The sequence below is a fragment of the Nocardiopsis mangrovi genome, assembly GCF_042653925.1.
GTDB classification, from domain to species: Bacteria; Actinomycetota; Actinomycetes; order Streptosporangiales; family Streptosporangiaceae; genus Nocardiopsis_B; species Nocardiopsis_B mangrovi.
Genome location: NZ_JBHSFQ010000002.1, coordinates 360,101 through 387,095, shown reverse-complemented (window position 1 = coordinate 387,095; position 26,995 = coordinate 360,101). Strand labels below are relative to the sequence as shown.

At 74.5% G+C, this 26,995-nt stretch carries 24 protein-coding genes and 1 tRNA gene; 17 read left to right on the top strand and 8 right to left on the bottom strand.

Going from position 1 to position 26,995, the window contains the following annotated elements:
* The first annotated feature begins 81 nt into the window (after positions 1-81).
* A complete protein-coding gene (locus ACFO4E_RS03685; protein WP_378571529.1) occupies positions 82-483 on the top strand; it encodes a hypothetical protein in 402 nt (133 codons plus the stop codon).
* A gap of 194 nt (positions 484-677) precedes the next feature.
* A protein-coding gene (locus tag ACFO4E_RS03680; protein WP_378571527.1) for an IS5 family transposase occupies positions 678-1,564 on the top strand; the annotation gives its coding sequence in 2 pieces (ribosomal slippage) (positions 678-1,076 and positions 1,079-1,564; 885 coding nt in all).
* Positions 1,565-1,674: 110 nt separating this feature from the next.
* On the opposite strand, the gene ACFO4E_RS03675 is transcribed toward ACFO4E_RS03680, so the two are convergent.
* Positions 1,675-1,748, bottom strand: a tRNA-Ile gene (locus ACFO4E_RS03675).
* 521 nt (positions 1,749-2,269) lie between these two features.
* On the opposite strand from ACFO4E_RS03675, the gene ACFO4E_RS03670 reads away from it, so the two are divergent.
* Together ACFO4E_RS03670 and ACFO4E_RS03665 are read left to right on the top strand one after the other, a co-directional pair.
* Positions 2,270-3,259 carry a malate dehydrogenase gene (locus tag ACFO4E_RS03670; RefSeq protein WP_378571525.1) on the top strand — a complete coding sequence of 330 codons (990 nt, stop codon included), beginning with the start codon at positions 2,270-2,272 and terminating at the stop codon, positions 3,257-3,259.
* A gap of 160 nt (positions 3,260-3,419) precedes the next feature.
* On the top strand, positions 3,420-5,933 hold the full coding sequence (locus ACFO4E_RS03665) for a DEAD/DEAH box helicase (RefSeq protein WP_378571524.1): 2,514 nt from the start codon (positions 3,420-3,422) through the stop codon (positions 5,931-5,933).
* Between the two features lie 61 nt (positions 5,934-5,994).
* On the opposite strand, the gene ACFO4E_RS03660 is transcribed toward ACFO4E_RS03665, so the two are convergent.
* A complete protein-coding gene (locus ACFO4E_RS03660; RefSeq protein WP_378571522.1) occupies positions 5,995-6,363 on the bottom strand; it encodes a VOC family protein in 369 nt (122 codons plus the stop codon).
* Positions 6,364-6,684: 321 nt separating this feature from the next.
* On the opposite strand from ACFO4E_RS03660, the gene ACFO4E_RS03655 reads away from it, so the two are divergent.
* From ACFO4E_RS03655 to ACFO4E_RS03645, 3 genes are all read left to right on the top strand, one after another.
* The gene (locus ACFO4E_RS03655) at positions 6,685-7,371 is read left to right on the top strand and encodes a RibD family protein (RefSeq protein ID WP_378571520.1); all 687 of its coding nucleotides are present in this window, start codon (positions 6,685-6,687) and stop codon (positions 7,369-7,371) included.
* Positions 7,368-7,862 carry a cytidine/deoxycytidylate deaminase family protein gene (locus ACFO4E_RS03650; protein WP_378571518.1) on the top strand — a complete coding sequence of 165 codons (495 nt, stop codon included), beginning with the start codon at positions 7,368-7,370 and terminating at the stop codon, positions 7,860-7,862. Before ACFO4E_RS03655 ends, ACFO4E_RS03650 begins: the two co-directional genes overlap by 4 nt.
* 227 nt (positions 7,863-8,089) lie before the next feature.
* Positions 8,090-9,619, top strand: a complete 1,530-nt coding sequence (locus ACFO4E_RS03645) for an ABC transporter substrate-binding protein (protein WP_378571516.1) — start codon at positions 8,090-8,092, stop codon at positions 9,617-9,619.
* 368 nt (positions 9,620-9,987) lie between these two features.
* Here the strand turns inward: ACFO4E_RS03645 and ACFO4E_RS03640 are convergent, their stop codons facing one another.
* The 6 genes from ACFO4E_RS03640 to ACFO4E_RS03615 form a co-directional block, all read right to left on the bottom strand.
* Positions 9,988-11,445, bottom strand: a complete 1,458-nt coding sequence (locus tag ACFO4E_RS03640) for a benzaldehyde dehydrogenase (protein ID WP_378571514.1) — start codon at positions 11,443-11,445, stop codon at positions 9,988-9,990.
* Positions 11,446-11,558: 113 nt separating this feature from the next.
* Entirely contained in the window at positions 11,559-13,196 is a 1,638-nt protein-coding gene (locus ACFO4E_RS03635; RefSeq protein WP_378571512.1) for a thiamine pyrophosphate-dependent enzyme, read from the bottom strand.
* Positions 13,193-14,005 (bottom strand): ABC transporter ATP-binding protein, encoded by an 813-nt coding sequence (locus tag ACFO4E_RS03630; protein ID WP_378571510.1) that lies wholly within the window; start codon positions 14,003-14,005, stop codon positions 13,193-13,195. Before ACFO4E_RS03630 ends, ACFO4E_RS03635 begins: the two co-directional genes overlap by 4 nt.
* Before the next feature lie 54 nt (positions 14,006-14,059).
* A complete protein-coding gene (locus ACFO4E_RS03625; RefSeq protein WP_378571508.1) occupies positions 14,060-14,896 on the bottom strand; it encodes an ABC transporter permease in 837 nt (278 codons plus the stop codon).
* The gene (locus tag ACFO4E_RS03620) at positions 14,893-15,738 is read right to left on the bottom strand and encodes an ABC transporter permease (RefSeq protein ID WP_378571506.1); all 846 of its coding nucleotides are present in this window, start codon (positions 15,736-15,738) and stop codon (positions 14,893-14,895) included. The genes ACFO4E_RS03625 and ACFO4E_RS03620 overlap by 4 nt, the downstream gene beginning before the upstream one ends.
* Complete coding sequence (locus tag ACFO4E_RS03615; protein ID WP_378571504.1) at positions 15,735-16,697, bottom strand: ABC transporter substrate-binding protein; 963 nt, start codon at positions 16,695-16,697, stop codon at positions 15,735-15,737. The genes ACFO4E_RS03620 and ACFO4E_RS03615 overlap by 4 nt, the downstream gene beginning before the upstream one ends.
* Positions 16,698-16,954: 257 nt before the next feature.
* On the opposite strand from ACFO4E_RS03615, the gene ACFO4E_RS03610 reads away from it, so the two are divergent.
* The 10 genes from ACFO4E_RS03610 to ACFO4E_RS03565 all read left to right on the top strand — a co-directional run bounded on the left by ACFO4E_RS03610 (position 16,955) and on the right by ACFO4E_RS03565 (position 26,981).
* Positions 16,955-17,800 carry an IclR family transcriptional regulator domain-containing protein gene (locus ACFO4E_RS03610; protein ID WP_378571502.1) on the top strand — a complete coding sequence of 282 codons (846 nt, stop codon included), beginning with the start codon at positions 16,955-16,957 and terminating at the stop codon, positions 17,798-17,800.
* Between the two features lie 145 nt (positions 17,801-17,945).
* Positions 17,946-18,776 carry a CoA transferase subunit A gene (locus ACFO4E_RS03605; RefSeq protein WP_378571500.1) on the top strand — a complete coding sequence of 277 codons (831 nt, stop codon included), beginning with the start codon at positions 17,946-17,948 and terminating at the stop codon, positions 18,774-18,776.
* A 35-nt stretch (positions 18,777-18,811) separates the two neighbouring features.
* On the top strand, positions 18,812-19,531 hold the full coding sequence (locus ACFO4E_RS03600; RefSeq protein ID WP_378571623.1) for a CoA-transferase subunit beta: 720 nt from the start codon (positions 18,812-18,814) through the stop codon (positions 19,529-19,531).
* 26 nt (positions 19,532-19,557) lie between these two features.
* Positions 19,558-20,733, top strand: coding sequence for a thiolase family protein (locus ACFO4E_RS03595; RefSeq protein ID WP_378571498.1), 1,176 nt, complete (start codon positions 19,558-19,560; stop codon positions 20,731-20,733).
* Between the two features lie 16 nt (positions 20,734-20,749).
* A complete protein-coding gene (gene pcaH, locus ACFO4E_RS03590; protein ID WP_378571497.1) occupies positions 20,750-21,493 on the top strand; it encodes a protocatechuate 3,4-dioxygenase subunit beta in 744 nt (247 codons plus the stop codon).
* On the top strand, positions 21,493-22,059 hold the full coding sequence (gene pcaG / locus ACFO4E_RS03585) for a protocatechuate 3,4-dioxygenase subunit alpha (protein ID WP_378571495.1): 567 nt from the start codon (positions 21,493-21,495) through the stop codon (positions 22,057-22,059). The genes pcaH and pcaG overlap by 1 nt, the downstream gene beginning before the upstream one ends.
* Before the next feature lie 35 nt (positions 22,060-22,094).
* Positions 22,095-23,438: a 3-carboxy-cis,cis-muconate cycloisomerase gene (pcaB, locus tag ACFO4E_RS03580; RefSeq protein WP_378571493.1), complete on the top strand. Its 1,344-nt coding sequence runs from the start codon at positions 22,095-22,097 to the stop codon at positions 23,436-23,438.
* A 143-nt stretch (positions 23,439-23,581) separates the two neighbouring features.
* The gene (gene pcaDC / locus ACFO4E_RS03575) at positions 23,582-24,721 is read left to right on the top strand and encodes a bifunctional 3-oxoadipate enol-lactonase/4-carboxymuconolactone decarboxylase PcaDC (protein ID WP_378571491.1); all 1,140 of its coding nucleotides are present in this window, start codon (positions 23,582-23,584) and stop codon (positions 24,719-24,721) included.
* Entirely contained in the window at positions 24,721-25,896 is a 1,176-nt protein-coding gene (locus ACFO4E_RS03570) for a 4-hydroxybenzoate 3-monooxygenase (protein ID WP_378571489.1), read from the top strand. The genes pcaDC and ACFO4E_RS03570 overlap by 1 nt, the downstream gene beginning before the upstream one ends.
* 206 nt (positions 25,897-26,102) lie before the next feature.
* A complete protein-coding gene (locus ACFO4E_RS03565; RefSeq protein WP_378571487.1) occupies positions 26,103-26,981 on the top strand; it encodes an SAM-dependent methyltransferase in 879 nt (292 codons plus the stop codon).
* The last annotated feature ends 14 nt before the right edge of the window (positions 26,982-26,995 follow it).

The following is a 26,995-nucleotide window of genomic DNA, read 5'->3' as shown; positions in this document are numbered from 1 at the left end:
GCCGGGACCGCGCTCGCCGCGTGGGTACAGCGGCGCCTCGAAGGGCGCCCCGGCCGACGCCGCCCCCGGTGGTGATGCCTGATGGCGCGGACCTACCTGCGCGGCACCTGGCGAGCCGGAACCCAAGACGGCCGCCCGATCCCCGACGCCCAGGCGTCCGTCTGGGACGCCGCCGAGGGCGGGCAGCAGGTGACCGACCTGCGCACCCTCGACGGCGCCCTGATCCCCGGCGGGCTGCTGGAGTGCGACGCGTGGGGGTACATCTCCCTGCCCGGATGGATCGACCCCGCCGACGTCCCGCACCTGTTCCTCATCGGCTCCCCAGACGGCACCATTCCCGGTGTCGGCCGCGTGCATCTGGCCCCGGCCGACACCCCGGCCCGGGTGACCAGCCTGGAGACCCAGCACGCAGGGCTCGCCGGGCGCGTGGTGGGGCTGGAGAATTCGCGCGGTACGCCGGGCGGGATCGCCACCCTCGACTGACCGGGCGCGTCCCCGCCGCCCAGCTCCCCCGGGCGGCCCCGGCGGCGGGGGCATGACTAGGACGTGTTTGGAAACCGGGTCATGTAGGGATGAACGGCATCACAACGGCATAGTCGGGCGTGTCGCCCCGCAGATGAGCGAAGCCTCCGGTAGACGGGTCAACGACCAAGAAGACCTTGCCCACCGGAGGCTTCGTGCCGACCCTACCGGGCCCTGGGCGCGGTGACCTCACCGATGCGCAGTGGGCCCTGCTGCACCCCCTGCTTCCCGGCCCTGCGGCATGCGGCCGGCCGCAGGTGCGCCGCAAGCGGACCCTCATCGACGCGATCCGGTGGCGAACCCGTACGGGGGCGCCCTGGCGCGACCTGCCCGCAGGCTATGGGCCCTGGCAGACGGTCTACGACCTGTTCCGCCGCTGGAGACAGGACGGCACCTGGGCGCGTATTCTCGCCGGCCTCCAATCACACGCCGACGCCCAAGGCCTGATCACCTGGGACGTCGGCGTCGATTCCACCGTCATACGCGCCCACCAGCACGCCGCCGGCGCCCCGAAAAGGGGGAGGGCGAAGATCACGGAACGGCGGCGGAGCCCGCCGACCACGCGCTGGGCCGCTCCCGCGGCGGGCTCACCACCAAAATCCACCTGGCCTGCGAGCAGGCGATGAAGCCCCTGGCCGTGGTGATCACGGCAGGGCACTGCGGGGACGCCCCGCAGTTCGAGGCGGTCATGGACCGCATCCGGGTGGCCGCGCACGGAAGGCCGGGGCCGGCGCGCACCCGCCCGGTGCGGGCCCGCGCGGACAAGGCCTACAGCTCCCGCGCGATCCGCTCCTACCTGCGCAGGCGCAGGATCAAGGCGACCATCCCCGAGCCGGCCGACCGGATCGCCGCCCGCAAGCGCAAGGGGAGCCGGGGCGGCCGCCCGCCCGCCTTCGACAAGGCCGACTACCGCCACCGCAACACGGTGGAGCGCGGGATCAACCGGCTCAAGCGCAACCGGGCGGTCGCGACCCGCTACGACAAGCTCGCCTCAAGCTACGAGGCCACCGTCCTGATCGCGGTCATCAACGAATGGCTCTGACTTCCCAGACACGGCCTAAAGAGCACACCTGGAGCACATCCGGGAAGCACGAAACCCCAGCGTCACGGTAGGAAATAGCCGACGACCTGGGGTTTTTCTCGTGCGAAGAGTAGGCCGGGCGGGGCTCGAACCCGCGACCCAGGGATTATGAGTCCCCTGCTCTGACCAGCTGAGCTACCGGCCCGCTGCGCGGCACCCAGGGGGTGCGCTCACGGTTTCCCGGCCGGGGTGTGGCGCCGGGATGGGACATCTTAACAGGGTGGGCCCTTCTGACATGGGCCGGAATCCGGTCCTGGTGGGCCCTTTGGGGCCGCAATACCGCTGAGCGGCCGTTCTGTCCGCATTGCGGTCGCGGCGCGGGCGTCGGCCCTCCTGGCCATAGGGTCCCGCGCACGGCTTCGGCATCCTGGGCCATGGCTCCCTTGGTTTCGGGTGTGGATGGGTGGCCGGGCGTGGGGGTGGGGGACGGCCCGACTAGGGTGGATGTCCGCGGCGCCGCCGCCTGCTTCTGCGGGATGCGTCGTCTCCGGAGGTCGAGTCCGTTCTCGCCGTCCCCGTAGCCGGGGTGGCGGGTGGCAGCGGCTCCGGGGAGGCGCGGGAGGGCCGTCTCCGGGTGGTGCGGGAGCGCCACGGGCCGGGGCGGCGCATCCGCAGGCCGGGGAGGGCATCGCCGGTCGCACACACGTCATCAGGAGAAGAAGGTCAATGGCCCAAGCACCCGTCAACGTCACCGTAACCGGCGCGGCCGGTCAGATCGGCTACGCGCTGCTGTTCCGGATCGCCTCCGGCCAGCTGCTGGGTGCCGACACGCCCGTCAAGCTGCGGCTGCTCGAGATCCCGCAGGCCGTGAAGGCCGCGGAGGGCACCGCCATGGAGCTCGACGACTGCGCGTTCCCGCTGTTGCAGGGCATCGACATCTTCGACGACGCCCGCCAGGCGTTCGACGGGTCCAACGTCGCGCTGCTGGTCGGCGCCCGCCCGCGTGCCAAGGGCATGGAGCGCGGCGACCTGCTGGAGGCCAACGGCGGCATCTTCAAGCCCCAGGGCGAGGCCATCAACGCCGGCGCCGCCGACGACATCCGCGTGCTGGTGGTGGGCAACCCCGCCAACACCAACGCGCTCATCGCGCAGGCGCACGCCCCCGATGTCCCGGCGGAGCGCTTCACCGCCATGACCCGCCTCGACCACAACCGCGCGCTCACGCAGCTCGCGCAGAAGCTCGGCGTCTCGGTCACCGACATCAAGAAGCTGACGATCTGGGGCAACCACTCGGCCACCCAGTACCCCGACATCTTCCACGCCGAGGTCAACGGGACCACCGGTGCCCAGGCCGTGAACGACGACGCGTGGCTGCGCGACGACTTCATCCCGACCGTCGCCAAGCGCGGCGCCGCGATCATCGAGGCGCGGGGCGCGTCGTCGGCCGCCTCGGCCGCCAACGCCGCGATCGACCACGTTCACGACTGGGTCAACGGCACCCCCGAGGGCGACTGGACCTCGGCGGCCATCCCCTCGGACGGCTCCTACGGGGTGCCCGAGGGCCTGATCTCGTCCTTCCCTGTGGTCTCGCGCAACGGCGCCTGGGAGATCGTGCAGGGGCTGGACATCGACGCGTTCTCCCGAGAGCGCATCGACGCCTCCGTCCAGGAACTGGCGGACGAGCGCGACACCGTCCGCAAGCTCGGCCTGATCTAGGCGCAGCAAGCGCCCGCAGGGCCGACCGCCGGCTCGGCCTGGTCCAGGCGCAGCAGGCGCTCGCAGGTCCGACCGGGCGTTTCGGGCGGTACCCGGGGACGCACCCTGTTCAGGGTGCGTCCCTTCGCCGTGTTGGGGTCACTGCCGCGGACGGGGCAGTATGGGTTGCGTGAGTCTCATCGATCAGCTTCCGGCCCGACCCGAACCCGATTCCCTTTTCGAGGCGTTCGCTTCGTGGGCCGAGGAGCGGGGCCTCTCCCTCTATCCGCACCAAGAGGAGGCCCTGATCGAGGTGGTGTCGGGGTCCAACGTCATCCTGAGCACCCCCACCGGGTCGGGCAAGAGCCTGGTCGCGGCCGGCGCGCTGTTCGCCGCCCTCGCCCGCGACGAGTGCGCGTTCTACACTGCCCCGATCAAGGCGCTGGTGTCGGAGAAGTTCTTCGACCTGTGCGCGGTGTTCGGCACCGACAACGTCGGCATGATGACCGGCGACGCCAGCGTCAACGCCGACGCCCCGATCGTGTGCTGCACGGCGGAGGTGCTGGCCAACATCGCGCTGCGCGACGGCGCCGACGCCGACATCGGCACGGTCGTCATGGACGAGTTCCACTTCTACGCCGAGCCCGACCGCGGCTGGGCGTGGCAGGTGCCGCTGCTGGAGCTGCCGCAGGTGCAGTTCCTGCTGATGTCGGCGACGCTGGGGGACGTCGCCCGGTTCGAGGACGACCTGACCCGGCGCACCGGGCGGGAGACGTCGGTGGTGAGCTCCGCCGAGCGGCCGGTGCCGCTGTTCTACTCCTACCGGACCACGCCGCTGCACGAGACGCTGGAGGAGCTGCTCTCCACGCACGAGTCCCCCGTCTACATCGTGCACTTCACCCAGGCGCAGGCGGTGGAGCGGGCACAGTCGCTGACCAGCATCAACATGTGCACGCGCGCGGAGAAGGACGCCATCGCCGCCGAGATCGGGAACTTCCGGTTCACCACCAAGTTCGGCCGCAATCTCTCCCGCTACGTACGGCACGGGATCGGCGTCCACCATGCGGGCATGCTGCCCAAGTACCGGCGCCTGGTGGAGCGGCTGGCGCAGGCCGGCCTGCTGAAGGTCATCTGCGGCACCGACACCCTGGGCGTGGGCGTCAACGTCCCGATCCGTACGGTGCTGTTCACCGCGCTGAGCAAGTACGACGGGGTGCGGGTGCGCCGGCTGAGCGCGCGCGAGTTCCACCAGATCGCGGGGCGGGCCGGCCGCGCCGGGTTCGACACCGTCGGCAACGTGGTGGTGCAGGCGCCCGAGCACGTGGTCGAGAACGAGAAGGCGCTCGCCAAGGCGGGCGACGACCCCAAGAAGCGGCGCAAGGTGGTGCGCAAGAAGGCGCCCGAGGGGTTCGTGGGCTGGGACCAGGCGACCTTCGAGAAGCTGATCGCCGCCGAACCCGAGCCGCTGACGTCGCGCTTCCGGGTGAGCAACGCGATGCTGCTCAGCGTGATCGCCCGCCCGGGCGACTGCTTCGCGGCGATGCGCCACCTGCTCACCGACAACCACGACGACCGGCCCACGCAGCGGCGGCACATCCGCGAGGCGATCGCGATCTACCGGTCCCTGATCGACGGCGGGATCGTGGAGCGGCTGGCCGAGCCCGACGCCAACGGGCGCACCGGCCGCCTGACGGTCGACCTCCAGCCCGATTTCGCGCTGAACCAGCCGCTGTCGACGTTCGCGCTGGCGGCGCTCGAACTGCTCGACCCGGCGTCGCCCACCTATGCGCTGGACGTGCTGACCGTCGTCGAGTCGACGCTCGACGACCCCCGCCAGATCCTCGGGGCGCAGCTGAACAAGGCGCGCGGCGAGGCGGTGGCGCAGATGAAGGCCGACGGCATCGAGTACGACGAGCGGATGGAGCGGCTGGAGGAGATCGACTACCCCAAGCCGATGGTCGACCTCCTCGACCACGCCTACGAGGTCTACCGGCGCGGCCACCCGTGGGTGGGCGACCACCCGCTGCGCCCGAAGTCGGTGGCCCGGGACCTGTTCGAGCGGGCGATGACGTTCACCGACTACGTCGGCTTCTACGAGCTGGCGCGGTCGGAGGGCCTGGTGCTGCGCTACCTGGCCGGCGCCTACAAGGCGCTCAGCCAGACCGTGCCCGAGGACGCCAAGACCGAGGAGCTGCGCGACCTCACCGAATGGCTGGGCGAGCTGGTCCGCCAGGTCGACTCCAGCCTGCTCGACGAGTGGGAGGAGCTGACCAACCCCAAGCAGGACACCGCGAGCGCGGAGCAGATCGAGGAGCGCCCCAAGCCGGTCACCGCCAACCAGCGGGCGTTCCGGGTGCTGGTGCGCAACGAGATGTTCCGCCGGGTGGAGCTGGCCGCGCTGCGCCGCTACGCCGACCTGGGCGCGCTCGACGGCGAGGAGGGCTGGGACGCGGAGGCGTGGTCCGAGGCGATGGACGAGTACTTCGCCGAGCACGACGACCTCGGCATCGGCCCCGACGCGCGCGGCCCGAAGATGCTGCTCATCGAGGAGCGGCAGGGCGTGTGGGAGGTCCGCCAGGTCTTCGACGACCCCGACGACGACCACGACTGGGGCATCAGCGCCGAGATCGACCTCGCCGCCTCCGACGAGTCCGGCCACGCGGTGGTGCACGTGGTGGACGTGAACCGCCTCTAGGAACGCACCGCCCTGGCGCCGCGCGGCCGGGCCGACCGCGTCAGCGGGTGGTCCGGTCCCGTCAGCGGGCGGTCCCGCCGCCGGTCAGGTGGTCGATGACGCAGAACTCGTTGCCCTCAGGGTCGGCCAGGACGACCACGCGGTGGTGCGCCTCTTCGACCGGGCCCTCGCGGTGGACCGCGCCCAGGGCCAGGAGGCGGGGGACCTCGGCGTGGAGGTCGGGGACCACCATGTCGAGGTGCATCCGGTTCTTGCCGGTCTTGGGCTCGGGCACCTCTTGGAGGAGGAGGTCCGGCCAGCGGCCGTTCGGATCCTTCAGTTCCAGGTAGGGCCGGTTCGGCACGTCGACGGGCTCGAAGCCGAGTGCCGCGGTCCAGAACTCCCCCGCCAGTCTCAGGTCGTTGGTGTCGAGCACGTAGACCAGGCGCATGGTGCCGCTCCTCGTGGACGGGCCCGCGCGGGACTCCCGGGCGCCGCCGCGCGTGTGCCCCGCCAGGATCACACATCGGCTCCCGGCCGATCGAGGCCCGCCGATGGCCCCGATCCGGCGAATACGCCAGAGAACGGTCGGGACACCGCGTCTATGGCACGATAGGGGCGCGGGGCCGGATAGCCGGGTCAGTACATGCGCGATCGCACTGGGCTAGTCGGGTGCGTGTCATACCAATCGCGCGTGTCGCCTCGCCGCATCCCGCCCGCCGGCGGCGCAGGCGCGGCGCGCCTACCGGGCCGCGGCGCTAGGGTGGCGGGCATGGACCGGCCCTACACCATCCTGAGCTGCGCGATGTCGCTCGACGGCTGTATCGACGACACCGGGCCCGACCGGCTGCGGCTGTCGAACACCGCCGACTTCGACGAGGTCGACGCGCTCCGCGCCGACTGCGACGCCATCCTCGTCGGAGCGGGAACGCTGCGCAGCGACGACCCCCGGCTGCTCGTGCGCTCCGCCGAGCGCCGCCGCCGGCGTATCGCCGAAGGGCGCACCGGCGACCTGGTCAAGGTGGTGCTCAGCGCGAGCGGGGACCTCGACCCCGATGCCCGGTTCTTCACCACCGGCGACGCCGGCAAGGTCGTCTACACGGGCGGCTCCGCTCTGGAGAAGGCCCGGACCCGACTGTCCGCCCTGCCCGGCACCGAGGTGGCCGACGCCGGCGATCCGCTCCGCCCCGAGCGGATCCTCGCCGACCTCGCCCTCCGCGGCGTCCGGCGCCTCCTGGTGGAGGGCGGCACCCGGGTGCACACGCTCTTCCTGACCGCGGGCCTGGCCGACGAGTTGCGCCTCGCCATCGCCCCGTTCTTCATCGGGGAGCCCGGCGCCCCCCGGTTCACCGGCCCCGGCGCGTTCGCCAACGGGCCCGGCGCGCCGCTGCGGCTCGCGCAGACGCGCGCCGTCGGCGATATCGCCGTCCTCCGCTACCTGCGCGCGGACGCCGCGTGACCGCCGGAGGCGGTCCCCGCACCGCCCCGGGAACGGGTGCGCAGGCGGCCCCCGCCGACCTCGATTGGCTGCGCGCCGCCGTCGACCTGTCGCGCGCCTGCACGCCCTCTCCGAGCGCGTTCTGCGTGGGGGCGATCGTGGTGGGCGCCGACGGAACCGTCCTCGCCGATGGCTACTCGCGCCGCGACGACCCGCACGACCACGCCGAGGAGGCGGCGCTGCGCACCCTGGACGGCGCCGATCCGCGCCTGCGCACCGCCACCGTCTACAGCTCGCTGGAACCCTGCGGCAAGCGCGCGTCGCGCCCCCTCACGTGCACCGACCTGATCCTGACCACACCGATCCCGCGCGTGGTGTTCGCCTGGCGGGAGCCCGTGCTCTTCGTGGACTGCGACGGCGCCGAACGGCTGCGGGCGGCCGGCCGCACCGTGGTCGAGGTCCCCGAGCTGGCCGGTCCGGTCCGCGACGTCAACGCCCACCTCCTAGGCTGATCCGCACGCTGCCGGCGCGCGCCCGGCGCGGCCCCGGCACCGTCCGCGGCACCGACCACGGCGCCACCCCCGGTGCCCCCGGCGGCGCCGCCCCGCCGATTGGCCGCGCGCGCGGGAACCCGGCATGATGCATCGAACGCGTCCGGTTCGTCCCCTCTGCCGGTCGCGCGCCGCGCCCCCGCCGTGTCCCCGGCAGCGGGCGCACCCCCCACCCAGTGATCCCCGAGGTGACCGTGACGGTGTTCGAGTCCACCGCGAGCCGCGCCGCGCCGGCGCTGGCGGCCGCGCTTCTGCTGTCCCTGACGGCGTGCACGCCCGACGACGGCGAGAGGAGGGCCGACGTCCTGACGTTCTGGACCCCGCACGTCACACCGGACCGGCTCGCCCAGCAGGAGGAGACCGCGGCGCGGTTCACCGAGGAGACCGGTATCGAGGTCGACGTGGTCCCGATGGAGGCGGCCGACCAGGGCCCGGCGCTGGAGGTCGGCGCCGAGGCCGGGGACGTGCCCGACGTCGTGCTGGCGACCGCGGAGCAGGCGGCGGCCTGGATGCGCCCGGGCCTCCTGGACCCGGCCGCGGCGGGCGCCGTGCTGGACGAGCTCGGCCCCGAGACCTTCAATGAGCGCGCTCTGGAGATGGTGACCGCGGGCGATGACGGCCCGGTCGCGGTGCCCAGCGACGGCTGGGGCCAGGTGCTCGTGTACCGGACCGACATGTTCGAGGCGGCCGGGGTGCGACCGCCGGGCGCGGCCGCCACGACCACGGAGATCGCCGACGCCGCCGAGCGCATCGACACCGACGGCGTCACCGGGATCGCGCTCGGCACCCGGCCGGGGGATCCGTTCACCACCCAGACCCTGGAGGCGCTGCTGCTGGCCCGCGACTGCCCGCTGGTCGGCCGCGACGGCGCCGTCGCGCTGGACGCCCGGGGGTGTGTGGGCGCGCTCGGCGACTACCAGCGGATGGCGGCGGTGTCGGCCGGCGCGGAACAGGACGCGCGCACCGCGCGGGACGCGTATCTGGCCGGGGAGAGCGCGATGCTGCTCGGCGGGCCCGACATCGTCGACGAGCTGGCCGATCTGGTCCCCGGCTCCCCCACGACGTGCGACGAGTGCGCCGACGACCCCGCGTTCCTGGCCGAGAACTCCGGGTTCACCGCGGTCATCGGCGGCTCCGAAGAGCGCGGCGCCGCGGCGGGTCCCGAAGGCGCCGGGGGCTCCGAGGGCACCGAAGGCGCGGCCGGTGCGGAGAGCCCCGAGGGTACGGAGGACGCCCAGGGCGCCGATGGCCCCGGTGCCGCACCGGGGGCCCGGTACGGGCAGACCCTCAACCTCGGGGTTCCGCGCGGGGCCGACACCGCCGACGCGCGCGCGTTCATCGAGTTCCTGCTCGGCGACGGCTACCTGGAATCGCTGGCGGTCTCGCCCGAGGGCAGGGTCCCCATGCGCGCGGGGACGCCGCGGGAGCCCGCCGCGTTCGCGGAGGGCTGGTCCGAGCTGCGCACCGGTGAGGCCGCGGGTACGCGCGTCCCGCTGACGGACCTCTACGACGAGGCGGCCGTGCGGGGCCTCGCCGACGGCGCCCAGTCCATCGACCGCTGGGGGTTCGGCACCGAGCACGCGGTGTTCGCGGGCACGCTGGCCGTGCGTGACACACTCTCCCGCGAGGTCGGCCCGCTCATCGACGGCGCCGACCCCGCCGAGGTCGCGTCCGCCATGGCCGATGCGGCGCGCGAGGTCCAGGCCGACCTCGACTGACGCCCGTCCGCCCCGGCGCCGAAGGGCGTCGGCCGCCCGCGCCCCGTCGGTGCGCCGGAGGCGGCGCGGTCCGTCCCGGCGGTGAGCCGCGCACGCGCACGCGGCCGCCGGCCGCCGGCGTGCCCGCCCCGGCCGGACTCCGGCCCCCGCACGGCCCTGCCGGACCGGCGCGCCCGGTCCGGCAGCGGGCCGCCTGGCGAACCGCTCCTGAGCGACCGCCGATGAACGATGCGCACGCACGCGGCCGCCCCCGCCGCCCCGCCCACACCGCTGGGCGCCGTGCCGCCCCCGTGCCCCGCACTGGGCACGGGGCCGAGGCGTCCGGGTCTCGGCCGGCCGTCTGCCGGACGGCCCCCGAGCGGTCGCGGTCAGAACGGGTAGCGTTCGATCTCGCTCTGCATGGTCACCCACTGGGTCTCGGTGAACGCCTCGATGTTGGCTCTGGTGCCGCCGAACCGGGCGCCGGTTCCCGACGCGCCGACGCCGCCGAAGGGGGCCACGGCCTCGTCGTCGACGGTCTGGTCGTTGATGTGCACGATGCCCGAGGGGATGCGGTCGGCCAGTTCCAGGCCGCGCATCGGGTTGCCGGTGAGGATGCCCAGGGACAGCCCGTAGTCGGAGGCCGAGGCGATCGCGGCCGCCTCGTCGAGGGTGGCGAAGCGGATGACCGGGGCGACGGGGCCGAAGACCTCGTCGCCGAACGCCGGGGCGTCGGGGGTGACCCTGTCGAGCACGGTGGGCCGGTAGAACAGCCCGTCGAACGTGCCGCCCGCGCGGACCTCGGCGCCCGCCCCGACGCTGGCGGTCACGAGCGCGTGGATCCGGTCGCGCTGGCCGGTGTCGATGACCGGCCCGAGGGCGACCTCGTCGCGCTCGGGGTCGCCGACCGGCAGGGCCTCGGCCCTGGCCGCGAGCCGCTCGATGTAGGCGTCGGCGATGGACTCGTGGACGATGTGGCGCCCGGTGGTCATGCAGATCTGGCCCTGGTGCAGGAACGATCCCCAAGCGCCGGCGGAGGCGGCGCGGTCGGGGTCGGCGTCGTCCAGCACGATGAGCGGGGAGTTCCCGCCCAGTTCCAGGTGGACGCGCTTGAGATGGCGGCCGGCGGCCTCCGCGACCCGGCGCCCGGCCGCGGTGGAGCCCGTGAAGGAGATGATCCGCACGCGCGGGTCGGCGACCAGGCGCTCGCCGGCCTCGGCGCCGCCGGGCAGGACGTGCAGCACGCCGTCGGGCAGCCCCGCCGCGCGGAAGACCTCGGCGATGACCGCTCCGCCGCTGACCGCGGTGCGCGGGTCGGGCTTGAGGACCACGGCGTTGCCCAGCGCCAGGGCGGGGGCGGTCGAGCGCAGGCCCAGGATGAGCGGGAAGTTGAACGGGGCGATGACGCCGACCACGCCGGCCGGCACCCGGCGGGCGAGGCTGAGCCGCGGTTTGCCGGAGCGCAGGACCTCGCCGGCCGGCTGGGAGGCGAGGGCGGCCGACTCGTAGGCCTCGGTGGCGGCCAGGTGCGCTTCGAACCCCGCCTTGCCCCGGGCGGACCCGGCCTCGCGCACCAGCCAGCCGGCGATCTCGTCGCGGTGCTCCTCCAGCAGTGCCCCGGCGCGGCGCAGGACGGCCGCCCGCTCCTCGAAGGAGGCCGCCGCCCACGCGCGCTGGGCGGCGGCGGCCGCCCCGGACGAGGCGGCGACGTCCTCGGCGCCGGCGGACCCGATGCGGCCGATCTCCGCGCCGGTCGCGGGGGCGGTCACCGCCGCGTCCCCGCCCCGGGCGGGCGTCCAGGCGCCGGTGAAGACCGCGCCGTTCCATTCGTCGTTCAGCAGGGCCATGGAGTGCTCCGTAGGTCGTTCGCTGTGCGGTCCGGCCGTGGCCGGGCGCGGCGGATCGTCTCCCGGCCGCCCGCCGGGGGCGGGCGGCCGGCGTCACGGGGTTCTTCGGGGGTTCACGGCTGGAAGGAGGCGTCGGTCGCGACGGCGATGTCCAGGAGCACCGGGTCGCGGCGGTCGTGCAGGGCGGGCAGGATCGCGTCGAGCGCGTCGGTCAGTTCGGCGTGGGTCGTCACGCGTCGCGCGGTGCAGCCCAGCCCCCGGGCGAGAGCGGCCACCGACACCTCCTCGAACGGCGGCCAGGACGGTTTGCCGCCCGCACGCTCGGCCAGGCGGTCCATGACGGCGTAGCACCCGTTGGACAGGACGGCGACGAGCACGCCGGCGCGGTAGTGGGCGGCGCTCCACAGCGCCTGGACCTGGTAGAGGCAGGATCCGTCGCCCACGACGGCGATGACGGGGCGGTCGGGACGGGCCATGCGCACGCCGATGGCGCCGGGCAGCGCGAACCCCAGCCCGCCCATGGCCGCGGAGAGGAAGCCCAGGGGGCGCCGGGCGGGGAGGTGGCGGTGCAGGTCGGGGCGGCTGGAGGGGGTCTCCTCGACGATCACGGTGTCGGGGCGCGCCCGCCGGGCCAGCTCGGCGAAGACGTGCGCGGGCGGCAGCGGCCCGCCGCCCCCTGCGGGCGGGGCGGCGGCCGCCTGGGCCCCCGGCCGGTCCTCCCCCGCCGAGGGCCGGGGCTCGCGCGCGCGGACCCGCTCGGTGACGGCGCGCAGGGCCGCCGGGAGGGGTCCGAGCACCGCCAGTTCGACCGGGCTGCGGTGGGCTTCGGCGGGGTCGTCGGTGAGCAGCGCGAGCCGGGTGCCCGGCTCCACCAGCGGCCCTTCGGCGAACATGTACTGGCGGAACACCGGAGCGCCCACGGCCACGACGGCGTCGTGCCCGGCCAGCGCCGCGCGCAGCCCCGGCCGGTCGGCGGGCAGGATGCCGGCGAACAGCGGGTGGTCCTGGGGGAACCCCGCGCGGGCGCCGAAGCTCTCCTGGTGGACCGGGGCGCCGATGCGTTCCGCGAGCGCGACGAGGGCGGCCCAGCCGTCGCCGGTGTCGGTCCCGGCGCCGGTCACCAGAGCGGGCGCGGCCGCGGTGTCGATGAGCGCGGCGATCTCCGCCGGGCCGGAGGGGTCCGCGGCGGCGCCGCGCGCGACCCGGGACGCCGCCGCGCGCTCCGCGCCGTCTGCGGCGGGCCGGGCCCAGTCGTCGACCGGGACGATCACCAGCGCCGGGCCCCGGCCGTGCACGGCGGCGTGGTGGGCGCGGGCGACGGCACCGGGCACGTCCTGGGCGGTGGCGGGCTCGTCGGTGCCCACGGGGTAGTCGCCGGCCAGGCCGCGCAGGCGCCCGGCGAGGAAGGGCTCGGTGGCGAGGTGGCGGCGGTCCTGCTGGCCGACGAGCACGACCAGGGGCGCCCGGTTCGCCCGCGCGGTGGCCAGCGCGCCCACCGCGTTGCCCAGGCCCGCGGTGGTGTGCAGCTGGACGAGGGCGGGGCCGCCGCGGGCGATCGCCCAGCCGGTCGCCATGCCCACGACCGAGCCCTCGTGCAGGGCGAGGACCGGCCGGATGTCGTCGGGGAGGTCGGTGAGGAAGGGGATCTCGGTCGAGCCCGGGTTGGTGAAGAGGGTGGTGAGGCCGAATTCGCGCAGGACGTCGAGCGTCGCGTCGCGGACGGTGCGGCCCGTCCCCCCGGCCGCCGTCATGCGCGCGCCGTCCCGTCGCCGGCGGTGGCGGCGCCGGGCGCTGGGCCGCGCTTGGCGTGGCGGATGTCGGCGTAGATGCGGGCGCGCAGCTCGGTGAACCGGGGGTCGGCGCGGGTGGTGAGCTGGTCGCGCTCGCCGGGGAGGTCGATGGCGATGTCGTCGTGGACGACGGTCGGCGACGACGACAGCACGAGCACCCGCTGTCCCAGGTAGACCGCTTCGTCGATGTCGTGGGTCACGAACAGGACGGTCATGGAGAACCGCCGCCACAGGGCGCGGATGAGGTCTTCGAGGTCGGCGCGGGTCTGGGCGTCGACGGCGGCGAACGGCTCGTCCATGAGCAGCACCCGCGGCTCGTAGGCGATGGCGCGGGCGATGGCGACGCGCTGCTGCATGCCGCCGGACAGCTCCCAGGGGTGGCGGTCGCCGGCGCCGGCCAGGCCGACCGCCTCCAGCGCCTCGGCGACCAGGGCGCGGCGGCGGTCCCGGGGCAGCCGCTTCTCCTTGAGGGGCAGCTCGACGTTGCCGCGGACGGTCAGCCAGGGGAAGAGGCTGCGGCCGTACTCCTGGAAGACGACGGCCATGTCCGGCGGCGGTCCGGTGACGGCCCGGCCGCCCAGCCGGACGGTGCCGGATGTGGGCTCCAGCAGCCCGGCGACGCACTTGAGCAGGGTGGTCTTGCCGCAGCCCGAGGGGCCGACCAGGCAGGCGAGTTCGCCCTCCGCGATGCGGAACGTGAGGTCGCGGACGGCCTCGACGTCGCGCTCCCTGCCGCGGTAGGTCTTCCGCAATCCGGTGACGTCGAGCAAGGCGGCCTCCTCGTGGAACGGCGGTGGGCGGGGCGGCGTGCGGGGGCGGGCGGCTCAGCCGTCGCGGACGGCGGCGCGCAGCCCGTGGTACCAGGCGAGCACCCGGCGTTCCACCAGGCCGAGGAGCGCCGACAGCACGACGCCGAGCAGGCCCAGGAGGACGATCCCGGTCCACATCTCGGGGATGGCGAAGCCGCGCTGGAACTCCTGGACGGTGTAGCCGAGCCCGCTGTTGCTGGCGAACATCTCGCTGATGACCATCAGGATGATCGCGATGGACAGGCCCTGGCGCAGCCCCGCCATGATCTGCGGGCTCGCCGAGCGCAGCACCAGGGTGGTCAGCCGCCGCCGGCCGCGTATGCCGTAGCAGCGGCAGGTGTCGGCGAGCACCGGGTCGACCGCGCGGACCCCTTCGACGGTGTTGAGCAGGATGGGCCAGACGCACCCGGAGACGATGACGGCCAGCCGCATGGGGGTGTTGACGCCGACGAGCAGCATCAGCAGCGGGACCAGGACGGGCGGCGGGATGGCGCGGAGGAACTCCAGGACCGGTTCGGCCAGCGCGCGCAGCCGCGGCGAGAGGCCGAGCGGGAGGCCGAGGCCGACACCGATGACCGCGGCGAGCGCGAACCCGGTGAGCAGCCGCCCGATGCTGGGCAGGGCGTCGCCGGTGAAGCGCTCGCCGAACCAGACCTCGCCGAAAGTGGTGGCGATGGCGGCGGGGGTGGGCAGGTAGAAGCTGCCGGATGCGGCGCTGCCCCACCACCAGGCGAGGATGAGCAGCACGGGCAGCAGCAGCGCCTGGAGGGCGCGCGCGGCGGCCCGGCGGGCCAGGGCCGCCGCCGTGCGGCCGCGCACCCGCCCGGGAACGTGCGCCGGGGTCGCGCTCACAACGGGGTCTCCCCTCTGACCGAGGTGTGCCATCGCAGCAGGCGGCGCTCCAGGGCGCGGACGGCGGTGTTGACGGCGACGCCCAGGGCGCCGGTGGCCACGATCAGGGCGTAGACCAGCTCGACGGCCCCGCTGGAGCGGGCGACGTCGATCTCGCGGCCCAGCCCGGGGGTGCCGATGGTGAGCTGCCCGGTGATGGTGAGGATGAGGGCGACGGCGGCGCCGAGGCGCACCCCGGTGAGCAGGTAGGGCAGGGCGGAGGGCCACGTGACGTGGCGGGTCCTCGCCCAGCGGCCCAGCCCGTAGGAGCGGGCGGTCTGCTCGGCGACGGGGTCGACGTCGGCCACCCCGTAGAGGACCTGGATGTAGATCTGCCAGAACGCCGCGTAGACGACCAGGAGCAGGGTGGAGCGGATATCGGTGCCGTAGATCAGGATGGCCAGGGGGATCAGGGCCACCGACGGGATCGGCCGCAGGAACTCCACGGTCGACGCGGTGAACGCGCGCAGCACCGGCACCGATCCCACAGCGAATCCGAGCGCGGTGGCGGCGGCGAAGGCGATCGCCAGTCCCAGCCCCCAGGCGGCGACGGTGTCGGCGACGGCCCGCCAGAACTCGGGCAGGGCGAGCCGCCGCCCCAGGGTCGCCAGCACCTCGGAGGCGGGCGGCAGGAAGCGGGCGGGGACCCACCCGGCGCGGGGGGCTGCCTCCCAGACCGCCAGGAGGGCGGCGATCCCGGCGGCCCCCAGGAGCGGGGACGGCCGGCCGGCGCCGCGGCGGGCCCCCGCCGCTCGGCGGGCGGCCGCCGCGGGCCCGACCGCGGGTGCGCGCGTTCCGGTCATCGCGTCTCGCGCAGGAGCGCGCCGATGTCGGGTTCGTTGTCGACCGCGCCGTCCTCGACCATCAGGTCGGCGATGGCCTGGACGGAGTCCCGGTCGGTCTCGGCCGGGTAGGCCGGCAGCCGGATCTCCTCGATGACCGCCGCGTCGATCTCGGTGTAGGTGCCCAGGATCCGCCGGACCTCCTCGGGCCGGGAGTCGGCGTAGGCGAGGGCGTCGCGCATGGCGGCGGTGAAGGAGTCCACGAGCTCGGGGTCCTCGGCGAGGACCTGCTCGGTGGTGAAGTAGGACGCGATCGACAGGCGTTCGTGGGCGTCCACGAAGTTGGAGGCGATCTCGGTGGCGCCGTCGTCGAGGGAGGTGGTGAGGAACGGCTCGACCACCCAGGCGGCGTCGACGTCGCCGGCGGCGAGGGCGGCGGGCATGTCGGGGAAGGCGAGTTCGACGAACTCGATGCCGGAGGGGTCGCCGCCGTCGAGGCGGACCGAGTTGCGCACGGTGGTGTCGCCGATGTTGCGGAGGTTGTTGACGGCGACGGTCGCGCCGGCGAGGTCGGCGGGGGCCTCGATGGCGCTGCCCTCGGGGACGACCACGGCGCCGAAGTCGTTACCCTGCTCTCCGGTCGTGGTCACACCGTTGGCGACGGCGACGACCGGGAGGTTCTGGTCGCGCGCGGTGATCAGCGAGGCGATGTTGCCGAAGGCGAAGTCGTAGGTCCCGTTGACGACGTTGGGGACCGCCTGGGCGCCGCCGGTGGTGCTCTCGATGGTGACGTCGAGGCCCTGATCCTCGAAGAAGCCCTGGTCGACGGCGAGATACAGAGGGGCGACGTCGACAATGGGGATGGCGCCGACGGTGACGGGGGTGAGGCCGTCGGCGGTCTCCTCGGGCTCACCGCCCCCGCAGGCGGACGTGGTGGCCAGCACCGCTATACCGGCCACGGCGAGGATGGATCGACGCATCGCAGGTCTCCTGGTCTTCGGGGGAGGGGGACCGGAGGGCGCGGCGGGCGGGCGGCCGCCTGGAACGGCGGCACGTTCGGGGCGCGCGCCCGGACCCGTGTGAAGAGTTCGCCGGAGGAGTAGATTCGGATCGAATGTGCGTCTTGCGAACGACTGTTCTGCACGCGAACGTAGATCACACGCCTCGGCGGCGTCAACCCGTCCTCACCCCCCATTCCACCGACCGATCCGAGGACGCCCTGAGAGAGAAGGAGCCCATGACCGCGAACGATCCGACGGCCGGACCGGCACCGCGACGACCGGCGGAGCCGCAGGCCGAGCGGGGCGAGCACTTCGTGCAGTCGCTCGAACGCGGTCTCGCCGTCGTCCGCGCGTTCTCCGCCGAGACGCCGTCCATGACGCTCAGCGACGTCGCGCGGGCGACCGGGCTGACCCGCGCCGCGGCCCGGCGCTTCCTGCTCACCCTGGCCGACCTGGGCTACGTGCGCACCGACGGCCGGTGGTTCGCGCTCACCCCGCGGGTCCTGGAGCTGGGCTACGCCTACCTGTCGGCGGCCGGGCTGCCCGAGGTCGCCCAGCCGCACCTGCAACGGCTCACCGCCGAGGTCCGCGAGTCGTCGTCGGTGTCGGTGCTCGACGGCGACGACGTGGTCTACGTCGCCCGGGCCGCCGCCGCGCGGATCATGACGGTGGCGATCAGCGTCGGGACCCGCTTCCCGGCGTTCGCGACGTCGATGGGGCGGGTGCTGCTGGCCGGGACGGCCCCGGCCGACCTGGCCGCCCGCCTCGACGGCATCCGCCTGGAACGCCTGACCCCGCACACCGTCGCCTCGCCCGGGGAGCTGCGCGCCGAGATCGAGCGGGCCCGCGAGCGGGGGTGGGCGATCGTCGACCAGGAGCTGGAGGAGGGCCTGCGGTCGGTCGCCGCGCCCGTGCGCGACCGCGACGGCCGGGTGGTCGCGGCGGTCAACATCTCGGTGCAGGCCAACCGCACCCCGGTGGCCGAGCTGCGCCGGGAGCTGCTGCCCGCGCTGCTGGCGACCGCCGAGCGCATCAGCGCGGACCTGGAGATCGCCTCGCGGGGTAGCGCGCGCAGGTCCTGACGTCGCACGACGGGGCCGCCGGGGATCGTCCCGGCGGCCCTTTCCGCGTCCCGGCCCCTTGACCGCTCCCGCCGCCGGGGATACGTTCCGACCAAGCATGTTCGCCTTGAGAACATGCATTCGGCATCCGAACAGGGGTGAATGCATGATCGTGCCGCTGGACGAGGGCGTCCGCGAACTCGTCCGCGACGGGGACACGGTCGCGCTGGAGGGCTTCACGCACCTGATCCCGGTGGCCGCCGGCCACGAGATCATCCGGCAGGGCCGGCGCGACCTCACCCTGGTGCGCATGACGCCCGACATCGTCTACGACCAGATGATCGGCGCCGGGTGCGCCCGCAAGCTGGTCTTCTCCTGGGGCGGCAACCCCGGCGTGGGGTCGCTGCACCGCTTCCGCGACGCCATCCAGGCCGGGTGGCCCGTCCCGCTGGAGATCGAGGAGCACAGCCACGCCGGCATGGCCAACCGCTACGTGGCGGGGGCATCGGGCCTGCCCTTCGCCGTGCTCCGGGGGTACGTGGGCACCGACCTGGCCGGGCGGACCGGCACGATCGCCACCATCGAGTGCCCGTTCACCGGCGAGAAGCTGACCGCCGTCCCGGCCCTCAACCCCGATGTGGCGGTGGTGCACGCTCAGCGCGCCGACCGCGCGGGCAACGTGCAGCTGTGGGGCATCACCGGCGTGCAGAAGGAGGCGGTGCTCGCCGCCCGGCGCAGCCTGGTCACGGTGGAGGAGGTCGTCGACGAACTGCCCCCCGTCCCCGGGCAGGTGATCCTGCCCTCCCGCGTGGTGACCGCGGTCGCCGTCGCCCCCGGCGGCGCACGCCCCTCCTACGCGCACGGCTACTACGCACGCGACAACTCCGCCTACCAGGCGTGGGACGCGATCAGCCGCGACCGCGCCGCGTTCGGATCCTGGCTGCGCACCGAGATCCACGGGGGCGCGCCCGCGCTGGAGGAGGGGAACGCGCCGTGACCGCGACCGCGACCGACTACACCGCCGACGAGATCATGACGGTCACCGCCGCACGCTCTCTCACCTCCGAGACGGCGTGCTTCGTGGGCATCGGCCTGCCCAGCACCGCCGCCAACCTCGCCCGGCGCACCCACGCCCCCGGCCTGTGGATGGTCTACGAATCCGGCACGCTCGGCGCCGATCCCGCCACCCTCCCGCTGTCCATCGGCGACGGGGTGCTCGCCGAGACCGCCGACGCCGTCGTCTCGGTGCCGGAGGTGTTCAACTACTGGCTCCAGCCGGGCCGCATCGACGTCGGCTTCCTCGGCGCCGCCCAGATCGACCGCTACGCCAACATCAACACCACCGTCATCGGCGACTACGCCGACCCCGCGGTGCGCCTGCCCGGCGCCGGCGGCGCGCCGGAGATCGCCGCCTCCTGCCGCGAGGTCGTCGTGATCGTCCGGCAGAGCCGCCGCACCTTCGTGGAGGCGGTCGACTTCGTGACCTCGGTGGGCCACGCCGGCGGGCCCGGCGGCCGCGAGCGCCTGGGCCTGCGCGGCGGCGGACCCACGCGGGTCATCACCGACCTGGGGATCCTCGAACCCGACCCCGCGACCCGCGAGCTCACCCTCGTGAGCGTGCACCCGGGGACCACCGTGTCCGATGTGCGCGCGGCCACCGGCTGGGACCTCGCCGTCGCCGGCGATCCGCGCACCACCGCGCCGCCGACCGCCGGCGAGCTCGCGGTCCTGCGCTCGCTCACGGACCGCTAGCCCGACCGATGGATGGGAGATCCGCCATGACCGACGTGTTCGTGCTCGACGCGGTCCGCACGCCCTTCGGCCGCCTCGGCGGCGAACTGGCCGGCGTGCGCCCCGACGACCTCGCCGCGCACGCCGTGCGCGGGCTGCTCGGCCGCTCCCCCGGCCTGGACCCCGCCCTCATCGACGACGTCCACTTCGGCGACGCCAACGGCGCCGGAGAGGACAACCGCAACGTCGCCCGCATGGCGGCGCTGCTGGCCGGGCTCCCGCCGTCGGTGCCCGGCGCCACGGTCAACCGCCTGTGCGGGTCGGGGCTGGAGGCGGTCGTCTCCGCCAACCGCGCCGTCGCCGTGGGCGACGCCTCCCTGGTCCTTGCCGGAGGCGTGGAGTCCATGAGCCGCGCACCGTGGGTCGTGACCAAGCCCGCCAAGGGCTTCTCCACCGGCCACGAGACCCTGCACTCCACGACGCTGGGCTGGCGGATGGTCAACCCGCGCATGCCCGCGGAGTGGACGGTCCCACTCGGCGAGTGCACCGAGCAGATCGCCGACGCCTACGGGATCGGCCGCACCGAACAGGACGAGTTCGCGCTGCGCAGCCACGCCAACGCCGCCGACGCCTGGGCCAAGGGCGTCTTCGACGACGAGATCGTGCCGGTGCCCGGAACCGCGCTCGACCGCGACGAGAGCATCCGCGCCACCTCGATGGAGCTGCTGGCCCGCCTCAAACCGTCCTTCCGGCCCGATGGCACCGTCACCGCCGGCAACTCCTCCCCGCTCAACGACGGCGCCGCCGCGCTGCTCATCGGCGACGCCGAAGCCGCCCGCGCCGCCGGCCGCGACCCCCTGGCGCGCATCGTCAGCCGCGGTGCGGCCGCCGTGGAGCCCCATCGGTTCGGCATCGGTCCGGTCGAAGCCGCCGAGACGGCGCTGCGCCGCGCCGGGATCGGCTGGGGCGACCTCAGCGTCGTCGAGCTGAACGAGGCGTTCGCCGCGCAGTCGCTCGCCTGCCTGCGGCTGTGGCCCGATCTGGATCCGGCCGTCGTCAACCCCAACGGCGGCGCACTGGCCATCGGCCACCCGCTGGGCGCCTCGGGCGCCCGCATCCTCGGTTCCCTCGCCCACGAGCTGCGCCGGCGCGGCGGCGGCTGGGGGCTGGCCGCGATCTGTATCGGGGTCGGCCAGGGCCTGGCCGTCGTCCTGCACGCCTGAGAGAGGAGTCCACGCCGTGACCACCGACGACACCGCGCGGCGAGCCGCGGACGCGCCCGGGTACGTCCGCGACCACGAGGTCCACCCGCCGCTGGACTACCCCGGCTACCGCAGCACCGCGCTGCGCCACCCCTCACGGCGGCTCAAGCTGCTGCCGCACCTGCTCACCGAGGTCACCGGCCCGATGCTGGGCGAGGACCGCTTGGGCACCCTCGACAACGACCTGACCCGCCAGCACGACGAAGAGCCGCAGGGGCAGCGCATCATCGTGCACGGCCGCCTGCTCGACGGCGACGGCCGCCCGGTCCCCCATTCGCTGGTCGAGATCTGGCAGGCCAACGCGGGGGGCCGCTACCGGCACACCGGCGACAACTGGCCCTGCCCGCTCGACCCCAACTTCACCGGGGTGGGGCGCACGCTCACCGACGCCGAGGGGCGGTACCGCTTCACCACCGTGCGGCCCGGCGCCTACCCGTGGCGCAACCACGACAACGCCTGGCGCCCCGCCCACATCCACTTCTCGCTGTTCGGGCGGGCGTTCACCCAGCGGCTCGTCACCCAGATGTACTTCCCGGACGACCCGCTGTTCTTCCAGGACCCGATGTGGAACGCCATCCCCGACGAGCAGGCCCGGCAGCGGCTCGTGGCGCGGTTCGACCACTCCGCCACGGAGCCCGAATGGGCCCTGGCCTACGAGTGGGACATCGTCCTGCGCGGGCGCGACGCCACCGTCTTCGAAACGGAAGGGGACGACGACTGATGCCGGCCACCACCCCCTCCCAGACCGTCGGCCCCTACCTGCACATCGGGCTGCCCTGGCCCGACGGCCCCTTCGCCCTCGCCGAGGGGGCGCCCGGCGGGATCTGGATCCGCGGCGTCCTCACTGACGGCGCCGGGCAGCCGGTCGCCGACGGGCTGATCGAGACCTGGCAGGCCGACCCCGACGGCCGGTTCGACCACCCCGACGACCCGCGCGGGGCCGTCGCCCGCCCCGGGTTCCGCGGCTTCGGGCGCTGCCCCACCGGCGCCGACGGCTCCTATGGGATCCACACCCTCAAACCGGGACCGGTACCGGGCACGGGCGGGGCGCTCCAGGCCCCGCACATCGACGTGTCGGTGTTCGCCCGCGGCATGCTGCACCGCACGGTCACCCGCGTGTACTTCCCCGAGGAGGCCGAGGCCAACGCCGCCGACCCGGTCCTCGGCGCGATCGCCGACCCCGCGGAGCGGGCGACGCTCATCGCGCGGGCCGACCCGGACGGCGGCGGCTACCGCTTCGACATCCGGCTGCAGGGCGCCGGCGAGACCGTGTTCTTCGACATCTGACCGGGTAGCCGGCCGACCATGGGAAGGGCGGAGCGGTGACGGGCTTGTTCGCGGGGGTGTTCGGCCACGGCGGCATCGAGCACCAGGTGGACGACGGCGCCTGGCTGCGGGCGCTGCTGGACGCCGAGGCGGCGCTGGCGCGCGCCCAGGCAGCCTGCGGGCTGATCAGTGCCGCCGACGCCGAGGCCATCACCCGCGCCTGCGTGCCCGGCGCCGTCGACGCGGGCGCGATCGGCCGGGCCGCGGCCGACGGCGGAAACCCGGTGATTCCCCTGGTCAAGGAGGTGACCCGGGCCGTGGGCGGCGACGCCGGGCGGCACGTCCACACCGGGGCGACCAGCCAGGACATCATGGACACCGCGGCCATGCTGGTGGCCCGGCGCGCGGGCGCCGTGGTCCTCGACCACGGCGCCGCCGCGACCGACGCGCTGGCGGAGCTCGCGGCCGACCACCGCGCCACCCTGATGGCGGGGCGCACGCTGCTCCAGCACGCCCTGCCCGTCACGTTCGGGCTGACCGCGGCGGGCTGGCTGAACGGGGTCGGCACCGCCCTGGAGCGGCTGGACGCGGTCCTCGCCGAAGGCGCCGCCGTCCAGCTGGGCGGGGCGGCGGGCACGCTGGCGTCCCTCGGGGACGACGGACCCCGGGTGGTCGCGGCCTTCGCCGCCGAGCTGGGGCTGGCCGAGCCGCTGCTGCCCTGGCACACCGACCGCGGCCGCGTCGCCGACCTGGCCGGAGCGCTGGCGCGGGTGAGCGGGGCCGCGGGCAAGGCGGCCGGCGACATCGTGCTGCTGGCCCAGACCGAGGTGGCCGAGGTCGCCGAGGCGGGCGGCGCGGGGGTGGGCGGGTCGTCCACACTGCCGCACAAGCGCAACCCAGTGGCGGCGGTGTCGGCCCTGGCCTGCGCCGAGCAGGCTCCGGGGCTGGCGGCCACCCTGCTCGGCGCGCAGGTCCAGCAATACCAGCGCGCCGCGGGGGCCTGGCAGTCGGAGTGGCCCGCCCTGACGCACCTGCTGCGGGTGACCGGCGGCGCGGTCGCCTGGCTGGGCACGTCGCTGGAGCGGCTGCGCGTGGACCCGGGGCGCATGCGCGCCAACCTCGACCTGACCGGCGGCTTCGCGCTGGCCGAGCGGGTCGCCACCGACCTGGCGGCGGAACTCGGCCGCCTGCCGGCCCACGACCTGGTCCGCGAGGCGTGCGCCGAGGCGTCGGAGAGCAGGCGGGGCCTGCCCGACGTCCTGGCCGGCCGCTTGACGGGGCGACGCACCCGCGAGGAGATCGCCGCCCTGCTCGACCCGTCGGGCTACCTGGGCCGATCGGCGGCGTTCACCGACCGCGCGATCCACGCCCACCACACCCGCACGGCGCACAGGCGCTAGGGGGACGGCTCTATGGACCCCCACTTCCCGCCCGGAGCCCCGCCCGTCCGGGTTCGGCCGCGGCCGCCGGGCGGTCCTGTTCAATGGCGGGCCGGCGCCGTCGTATCCGGCGGTCGTGACGTGACGAGGAGGCGGACGCAGACGTGAGCATCGACGTGCACTACGCCGTGGACGGCCCCGAAGGGGCGCCCGTGGTGGTGCTGGCCGGGTCGCTGGGCAGCACGCTGGAGATGTGGCGGCCGCAGGTCGCGGCGCTCGCCGGGGACTTCCGGGTGGTCCGCTACGACGCGCGCGGGCACGGTGCCTCCCCCGTCCCGGAGGGGCCCTACGAGCTCGCCGACCTGGGCGGCGACCTGCTGCGGCTGCTGGACCGGGTCGGCGCCGAGCAGGCACACGTCGCCGGGCTGTCCCTGGGCGGCATGACCGCGATGTGGCTCGCCGCCAACGCGCCCGAGCGGGTCGCGCGCCTGGCCCTGCTGTGCACCTCGGCGCGGCTCGGTCCCCCCGAGGGGTGGGCCGAGCGGGCGCGGGCCGTGCGCGCCGGGGGTACGGCGGCGGTCGCCGAAGGCGTCGTCTCGCGCTGGCTCACCCCCGGTTACGCCGGGCGGCGCCCCTCCGTGGCGGAATGGATGCGGGGCATGGTCGCCACGACCCCGGCCGAGGGCTACGCCGCGTGCTGCGGCGCGATCGAGCGCATGGACCTGCGCGGCGACCTCGGCCGCATCACCGCGCCCACCCTGGTCGTGGCGGGGGCCGACGACCCCTCCACCCCGCCCCCGCACGCCGGGGCGATCGCCGCCGGCATCGGCGGCGCGCGGCTGCACGTCCTCGGGCCGGCCGCCCACCTCGCCTCGTGGGAGCAGGCGGGGGCGGTCAACGAGCTGCTGCGCGGGCACTTCGGCGCCCTGCGGCACACGGCCGGGACCGCGGTGCGCCGGGCGGTGCTGGGCGACCGCCACGTCGACCGCGCCGGGGCGGCGGCGACCCCCTTCACCGAGCCTTTCCAAGATCTCATCACCCGCTACGCGTGGGGCGAGGTCTGGACGCGCCCCGGCCTGGACCGCCACACGCGCAGCTGCATGGTGCTCACGGCGATGGTCGCCCTCGGCCACTGGGACGAACTGGGCATGCACGTGCGCGCGGCGAAGCGCAACGGGCTCAGCGCCGACGACATCGGCGAGGTCCTCCTCCAGGCGGCCGTCTACTGCGGTGTGCCCGCCGCCAACAAGGCGTTCGGCATCGCGCAGCGGATCCTCGCGGAGGACGGGGAGGCGGAGGGCTGATGCGCGTCCCCGTGGGCATCATCGGGGCGGGCCCGGCGGGCCTGTTCCTGTCGCACCTGCTGCACCGCAAGGGGGTGGAGTCGGTCGTGCTGGAGCGGCGCGACCGCGCCTACTGCGAACGGCGCCAGCGCGCCGGGGTGGTGGAGCACGGCGTGGCCGAGGCGCTGCGCGCCTCGGGGGCCGGCGAGCGCATGGACCGGGAGGGGTTCGCGCACGACGGCATCGAGCTGCGCTTCGGCGGGCGCGGCCACCGCGTGGACTTCCCCGGTCTCGCCGGCCGCAACGTGCTCGTCTACGCCCAGACCGAGATCGTCAAGGACCTCATCGCGCGGCGCCTGGCCGACGGCGGGCGGCTGCTCTTCGAGGCCGAGGCGACCGCCGTCGAGGGCATCGGCACCGGCCGGCCGCGCGTCCGCTTCACGCACGGGGGCACCGAAGGGACGCTGGAGTGCGACCACGTGGTCGCCTGCGACGGGTTCCACGGCATCGGCCGGGCCTCGCTGCCGGCCGGCGCCGTCACCACGTTCGAGAAGACCTACCCGTTCTCCTGGCTCGGCATCCTGGCCGACGCCGCGCCGACCTCCCACGAGCTGATCTACACCCACCACCCGAACGGCTTCGCCCTGCACAGCATGCGCTCGCCGACCGTGAGCCGGCTCTACCTCCAGGTGCCCAACGGCACCGACCCCGCCGACTGGCCGGACGAGCGCGTCTGGGACGAGCTGGACGCCCGTTCGCGGCTGGACGGCGGCGGGGGGACGGTCAACCGGGGCACCATCACCGACAAGGGCATCACGCCGATGCGCAGTTTCGTCGCCGAACCGATGCGCCACGGAAGCCTCTTCCTCGCCGGGGACGCCGCCCACATCGTGCCGCCCACCGGCGCCAAGGGCCTCAACCTCGCCATGCACGACGTCATGCTCCTGGCCGAGGCGCTGGGCGCCTGGCACGCGACCGGCGCGACCGGCCTGCTGGACGCCTACTCGGCGACGGCGCTGCGCCGGGTGTGGCGGGCGCAGCACTTCTCCTCCTGGATGACGTCGCTGCTGCACACCGACCCTTCGGGGACGGAATTCGACCGGCGGCTCCAGATGTCCCATCTGACGCACATCGCGGACTCCCGGGCCGTCTCCACCTACCTCGCGGAGAACTACACGGGCCTTCCGCGCGTCTGAGGGAGTGGCCGGCCCCGACCGCGGCACCGACCGCGGGCGGGGCGGCGGGGGCGGTTAGCACCGATCGGCCGCCGCGGATAGGGCGCAAAGACCCGATCCGGCGGACGGAAGCCGCCAAGTGGTGACCGGACGGGGCCCGGACGAATACAATCCGATGGCAACAAGCCGACCTTCCCCATCTTTGACAAAGAACGGCTCTGTCGCCTATGTCGCACTTCGACTCCCCGGAATTCCTTAAGGGAATGGGTGGGAAGTTCCGCCCGACCCCGCCGATCGACATGACGAAGGCCAGCATCTCGCGGGTGTATTCGTACCTTCTAGGCGGAAAGGATCATTTCGCGGTCGATCGCGCCATGGCCGACTACGCCGAGGACGCGGTCCCCGGCGTCACCGACCTCGCCTTGGGCAATCGGGCGTTCGTCCAGCGCGCCGTCCGCTTCCTGGCGAGCGAGCGCGGCATCCGGCAGTTCCTCGACATCGGCTCGGGCCTGCCGAGCGACGGCAACGTGCACGAGATCGCCCACGAGAGCGCACGCGACGCCCGCGTCGTCTACGTCGACAACGACCCGATCGTGCTCGCCCACGCCCGTGCGCTGCTCGCCGACGACCACACCACCATCGTCGTCACCGCCGATCTCACCGACCCCGCCGACATCCTCGCGAAAGCCGAGGGGAGCGGGCTGATCGACCTCGCCCGGCCGGTCGGGCTCATCCTCGGCGGCATCCTGCACCACCTGCACGATCACCAGGACCCGGGCGGCCTCACCGCCCGGCTGCGCGATTCCCTGGTGCCCGGAAGCCACATTGCGGTCAGCCACTTCCTGCGCCCCCCGGCGGAGGAGCACCCGACCGACCACGAGCACGCCGTGAAGCTGGAGGAGGCGTTCCTCGCCAAGCTGAGCACGGGGGTGTGGCGGCCGCATGAGGACATCCGCGGCTACTTCGGCGACTGGACGATGTTCGACCCGGGCGTGGTCCCGCTCAACGAATGGCGCCCCACCCCGGGCTCGGCCGCCCGCGGCTCCTACCTGATGCCGGAACGCAACCAGCGGCTCATCGCGGGCGGGGTCGCCCACAAGGAGTGACCGCGGCGTGCGGC

Bases quoted from the DNA above. Each gene is read 5' to 3' on its own strand.
- ACFO4E_RS03570 (WP_378571489.1), top strand. From the start codon at position 24,721: ATGCGCGTCCCCGTGGGCATCATCGGGGCGGGCCCGGCGGGCCTGTTC.
- ACFO4E_RS03685 (WP_378571529.1), top strand. From the start codon at position 82: ATGGCGCGGACCTACCTGCGCGGCACCTGGCGAGCCGGAACCCAAGAC.
- ACFO4E_RS03665 (WP_378571524.1), top strand. From the start codon at position 3,420: ATGGGTTGCGTGAGTCTCATCGATCAGCTTCCGGCCCGACCCGAACCC.
- ACFO4E_RS03600 (WP_378571623.1), top strand. From the start codon at position 18,812: ATGACGGTCACCGCCGCACGCTCTCTCACCTCCGAGACGGCGTGCTTC.
- ACFO4E_RS03655 (WP_378571520.1), top strand. From the start codon at position 6,685: ATGGACCGGCCCTACACCATCCTGAGCTGCGCGATGTCGCTCGACGGC.
- ACFO4E_RS03640 (WP_378571514.1), bottom strand. From the start codon at position 11,445: ATGGCCCTGCTGAACGACGAATGGAACGGCGCGGTCTTCACCGGCGCC.
- ACFO4E_RS03670 (WP_378571525.1), top strand. From the start codon at position 2,270: ATGGCCCAAGCACCCGTCAACGTCACCGTAACCGGCGCGGCCGGTCAG.
- ACFO4E_RS03635 (WP_378571512.1), bottom strand. From the start codon at position 13,196: ATGACGGCGGCCGGGGGGACGGGCCGCACCGTCCGCGACGCGACGCTC.
- ACFO4E_RS03565 (WP_378571487.1), top strand. From the start codon at position 26,103: ATGTCGCACTTCGACTCCCCGGAATTCCTTAAGGGAATGGGTGGGAAG.
- ACFO4E_RS03610 (WP_378571502.1), top strand. From the start codon at position 16,955: ATGACCGCGAACGATCCGACGGCCGGACCGGCACCGCGACGACCGGCG.
- ACFO4E_RS03660 (WP_378571522.1), bottom strand. From the start codon at position 6,363: ATGCGCCTGGTCTACGTGCTCGACACCAACGACCTGAGACTGGCGGGG.
- ACFO4E_RS03620 (WP_378571506.1), bottom strand. From the start codon at position 15,738: ATGACCGGAACGCGCGCACCCGCGGTCGGGCCCGCGGCGGCCGCCCGC.
- ACFO4E_RS03595 (WP_378571498.1), top strand. From the start codon at position 19,558: ATGACCGACGTGTTCGTGCTCGACGCGGTCCGCACGCCCTTCGGCCGC.
- pcaG (WP_378571495.1), top strand. From the start codon at position 21,493: ATGCCGGCCACCACCCCCTCCCAGACCGTCGGCCCCTACCTGCACATC.
- ACFO4E_RS03605 (WP_378571500.1), top strand. From the start codon at position 17,946: ATGATCGTGCCGCTGGACGAGGGCGTCCGCGAACTCGTCCGCGACGGG.
- ACFO4E_RS03615 (WP_378571504.1), bottom strand. From the start codon at position 16,697: ATGCGTCGATCCATCCTCGCCGTGGCCGGTATAGCGGTGCTGGCCACC.